Consider the following 3,970-nt stretch of genomic DNA (forward strand, 5'->3'; position numbering starts at 1 on the left):
ACCCATCCCACCCACATCAACGGAGGCTGAGTTGAAGGCGCGAATTCCGATCGTCGTGGCGGCGCTGACCGCCGCGGGCATAGTCCCGGCCGCGGCGTCCGCCGCCGGACCGCCGTCCGGACCCCAGTCCGGACCCCAGTCCCGAGCCGGTGCGGCCGGTTCCTGGCAGCCGGAGGCGGCGACCTACGGAGTGAGTCAGCCCGTGGACATCTCCGTGAAGATGGACGACGGGGTGGTGATCTCCACTGAGGTCGTGTACCCGACCGACCCGGCGACCGGAGCCCGGGCGGCCGGCGACTTCCCGGTGCTGCTCACCCAGAACCCTTACGGCACCGGACACTCAGACCCGACCACGGCCGGGGACTACTTCGTCCAACGCGGATACATCTACGTCGCATCCGCGGTGCGCGGTACCGGGGCCTCGGGCGGGCAGGTCTCCTGGTTCGGTCAGCGCCAGGGCCGGGACGGCGCGGAACTGGTGAACTGGGCCGCGCGTTCGCTGGCCGGATCGAACGGCGAGGTCGGGCTGGACGGCTGCTCCTACCTCGGGGTCGACCAGTGGTACACCGCGGCGGCCGTCGGGCGGGACTCGGCGCTCAAGGCGATCACCCCGTTCTGCACCGACTCGAACTTCTACGACGACCTGACCGCGAACGGCGGGATCCCGACGCCCTTCGTCGCCGGAATCGCCCAGGCCGAGCCGCGCGGACCGCAGGACAACCCGGCCACCGATCCGCAATCGGTCACCATCGCGCAGCAAGCCACCGGCGGATCGCGCTCGTACGACGACGCGTACTGGCAGTCCCTTGACGCCCAGCGCCTGATGCCGCAGATCGTCGCCAACCGGATCCCCGCGTTGAGCGAAGCCGGCTGGAACGACCTGTTCCCCGGTGGTGATCTCGGCGACTACACGACCGCGCAGAACGCCTACTTCCACCGCCCGCTCACCGCCCCGATCACCGCCGGCGAACCGGTCACCGGCCGGTACCAGGCGATCGTCGGTCCCTGGACGCACGGGGAGAACGTGGACGGGACCACGCTGGAGAACATCCGCCTGGAGTGGTTCGACACCTGGCTCAAGGGCGAGCGCACCGGGATGGCCGACACCTCGACCCCGCTTCACCTGTTCGAGAACACCGCGAAGCAGTGGGTTGACACCGCCGCGTGGCCGCCGTCCCCGTCCGCGCAGAGGTATTGCCTGGCGGGCTCAGGCACGCTGGCGAAGTCGCAGTCGAAGTCGGCTTCGGCCGGCAGCGGGACGCTCGATTGGGCCGCGGCCAGCACCGCCAACTCCCTGACATACACGACAGCGCCGCTCACCGGCTCCGCCGTGCTCGACGGGCCCTCGGATCTCACGGTGTACGCGGCCTCGACGACGACCGACGTCGAACTCAGCGCCACGCTGAACGTCGTGGCGCCGGACGGCACCGTGGTCAAGCAGGCGGACGGCGTCCTGCTCGGCAGTCAGCGCGCCGTCGATCCCGCGCAGAGTCTGTACGGCACCGGCGGCGTGCTGCTCGATCCGTCGCATCCGTTCACCCAATGGAGCCGGCAGCCGGTCGTTCCGGGGGGTACTACGCGGTACGACATCTCGCTGCTGGCGAACTTCACCTTGATCCCCGCGGGTGACCGCATCCAGGTGGTGGTCACCAGCCAGCCGCCGGCCAATTTCCACTTCCCGCTGATGCCGACCCCGCAAGATCAGGCCAACCTGGCCGGCGGCACCTACACCGTTCAGTTCGGCGGGTCCACGCCGTCCGTGCTGGATGTGCCGCTCGCCTCGCCGGAGCAGTTCACGGCCAGCCCGACCGACTGGGGACCGTCGTCCTGACTGTTCTGCCGGCTCTGCCCGCTCTGCCCGCTCTACCGGCTCTACCGGCTCTACCCGCTCTGCCCGCCGGACTTGGAATCGCGCCCCGGACGCCTGCCGCCCTGGGCACCACGAGCCGATTCGGTGTCGGCCCTGGTCCCCCGGACGGAGCGGGCGCTGCTCGCGGCGAGCGCCTCCTGCATGGCGTCGTCGGAGGCCTGCAACTCAGGCATCTGGACATTCTCCGGCCGCGCCCGCAGACCGTCGACCAGCAGGACGAGGTAGCGGCGCCACAGCTCCGGCTGGCCGGTGTGGTCGCTGACCGCGCCCAGCATCAGCTGCACGACCGCGAAGTCGGGCGGCACGACGTCCGCTCGGAGCGTGCCCTGTTCCTGGGCGCGGGCCACCAGGGCATCGACCGAGGGGGCGACGCGGTCCCGCATCTGCCGCTGGCGCTGCGGGCCGCGTCCGGTGCCGAGCATGACCTCGCGCAGGCCGCGGTCGAAGGCCTGGACTTCGCAGGTCTGCTCCAGCGCGCGGGTCAGCCCGAGCCAGGCGTCCGGCTCCTGGAGTGCCTCGCGCAGGTAGCCGTCGACGGTCTCGACCATGTCGTCGAACAGCGCGTCGATCAGCTCCTCCTTGTCGGAGAAGTGCCGGTAGACCGTGCCGACCCCGATCCCGACGTGGTGCGCGATGTCGTTGAGCGTGGCGGCGACGCCGTGGTCGCGGAACACCTCGCGCGCGCCGGTGAGGATCCGCCGCCGGTTGCGCTCGGCGTCGACACGCCGCCGGCGCGGCTCGGTCGGTTCAACGGGCATACAACAGATCCTCGTCGCTTCCGCTGGGGCTGGCCTGTCCGCGCCATGCTAGCGCCCATGTCAGCGCCTTGGTGGTCATCACCGGCCCGGATCCTCCGGCGCCATGGCCGGTGCCATCGCCCGCGACACCGCCGCCACGCCGTCCTCGTCGGTGGCCCCCAGAGCCCGAACAGCTGCGACGTACGCCTGCGCCGCCTGGTCGAGCGCGGCGGCGCGATCGGCCGCGGAGGTCGGTCGGGCCGAGTCTGCGATGTGCGTGCCGGTTCGGCGCCGGGTGACCACCACGCCCGCGCCTTCCAGCTCCTTGTAAGCGCGGGCGACGGTTCCAGGCGCGAGGTCCAGATCGGCTGCGAGCTGTCGCACCGGCGGCAACCGGTCCCCGGGCCGGAGGGCACCGCTCCCGACGAGGGCGTTGATCTGGGCCCTGATCTGCTCGTACGGCGGCGTCGGCGAGGAGGTGTCGACGGCGAGTGCCGGAACCGCGTGCACGGTCACGACGCCACTGCCTTCCCATCGCCGGAGGCACCCGCGCTCTGGGCGCCGTCGGACTTGCGCGCCGCCCGGGCCGTGGCCGGATAGCCGATGGCCACCACCAGCGCGAGCACGAGCAGCACGTTCGCGACGTCGAGCAGGTACCGCCCGGGGAAGGAGTCCTGCGTCGGGTTGCAGGCGTGGAGCAGGCTCGCGCCCATGGTGCGCAGCACCAGGCCCAGCGGGACCAGGAGCAGGGCCCCGCAGGCCCCGACGAGTCGTCGTGCTGATTCGGTGCGGAACCTGTCGTCCAGGGCCACCGCCGCCGGCTCCTGGGAGAACCTCGGCCGGCTGACGACCCGGCCGAGCGTGAACCAGGCCAGCGCCAGCCCGGCCGCCCACACCACCAGCAGCGGCACGATGACGAGAATCCCGGGCCAGTCGACGACCTCGCGCAGGTGCCAGCGCCCGGCGGCCAGAATGGCCCATCCCCTGGAGTGGGCGCCGAGCCACCCACCGCCGCCCCAGCTCTGTTTGATCCACACCGGAAGATGGCTCGCATCCGGGTCCGCCGTCGCCGCGGAGCAATCGAAGACCCGGCTCCGGCCGTCAGCGGCACTCATGCTCGCGGCCACCGCGGCCGTCGCGAGCACACCCACCCCGGCGGCGGCCAGGGCCCACCACGCGGCACGGTCGACGTAGTCGGACGGCCGCCGCGCCCGGAGCCCGGAGTTCCGCACAACGGCGGCCGCCGGGCCCGGCATGAGCCCCTCCCCGATCAGCACGCCGGCAACGTATCCGACAGCCAGCAGTGACGGCCCGACGAGCATCGAGTCGCCGCTCACCGTGACCGAGTAGCCGATCCACAGCC

The 3,970-nt window shown here is 71.9% G+C and carries 4 protein-coding genes; 1 reads left to right on the forward strand and 3 read right to left on the reverse strand.

Translation table 11 applies throughout. The features are described 5' to 3' along the window. Positions 1 to 31: 31 nt before the first annotated feature. Positions 32 to 1,831 (forward strand): CocE/NonD family hydrolase, encoded by a 1,800-nt coding sequence (locus IZR01_RS48510; RefSeq protein ID WP_228561417.1) that lies wholly within the window; start codon positions 32 to 34, stop codon positions 1,829 to 1,831. Positions 1,832 to 1,881: 50 nt separating this feature from the next. Here the strand turns inward: IZR01_RS48510 and IZR01_RS48515 are convergent, their stop codons facing one another. From IZR01_RS48515 to IZR01_RS51870, 3 genes are all read right to left on the reverse strand, one after another. Continuing rightward, positions 1,882 to 2,628 carry a TetR/AcrR family transcriptional regulator gene (locus IZR01_RS48515; protein ID WP_194899875.1) on the reverse strand — a complete coding sequence of 249 codons (747 nt, stop codon included), beginning with the start codon at positions 2,626 to 2,628 and terminating at the stop codon, positions 1,882 to 1,884. 78 nt (positions 2,629 to 2,706) lie between these two features. Next, positions 2,707 to 3,123, reverse strand: a complete 417-nt coding sequence (locus tag IZR01_RS51865; RefSeq protein ID WP_369125453.1) for a GntR family transcriptional regulator — start codon at positions 3,121 to 3,123, stop codon at positions 2,707 to 2,709. Further along, a partial coding sequence (locus tag IZR01_RS51870; protein WP_228561418.1) for a hypothetical protein occupies positions 3,120 to 3,970 on the reverse strand: 851 nt, incomplete at its 5' end. The genes IZR01_RS51870 and IZR01_RS51865, both read right to left, overlap by 4 nt.

Source organism: Catenulispora pinisilvae, from assembly GCF_015356865.1.
GTDB classification, from domain to species: Bacteria; Actinomycetota; Actinomycetes; order Streptomycetales; family Catenulisporaceae; genus Catenulispora; species Catenulispora pinisilvae.

Coding starts and splice junctions, on each gene's coding strand:
- IZR01_RS48515 (WP_194899875.1), bottom strand. CDS start 2,628: ATGCCCGTTGAACCGACCGAGCCGCGCCGGCGGCGTGTCGACGCCGAG.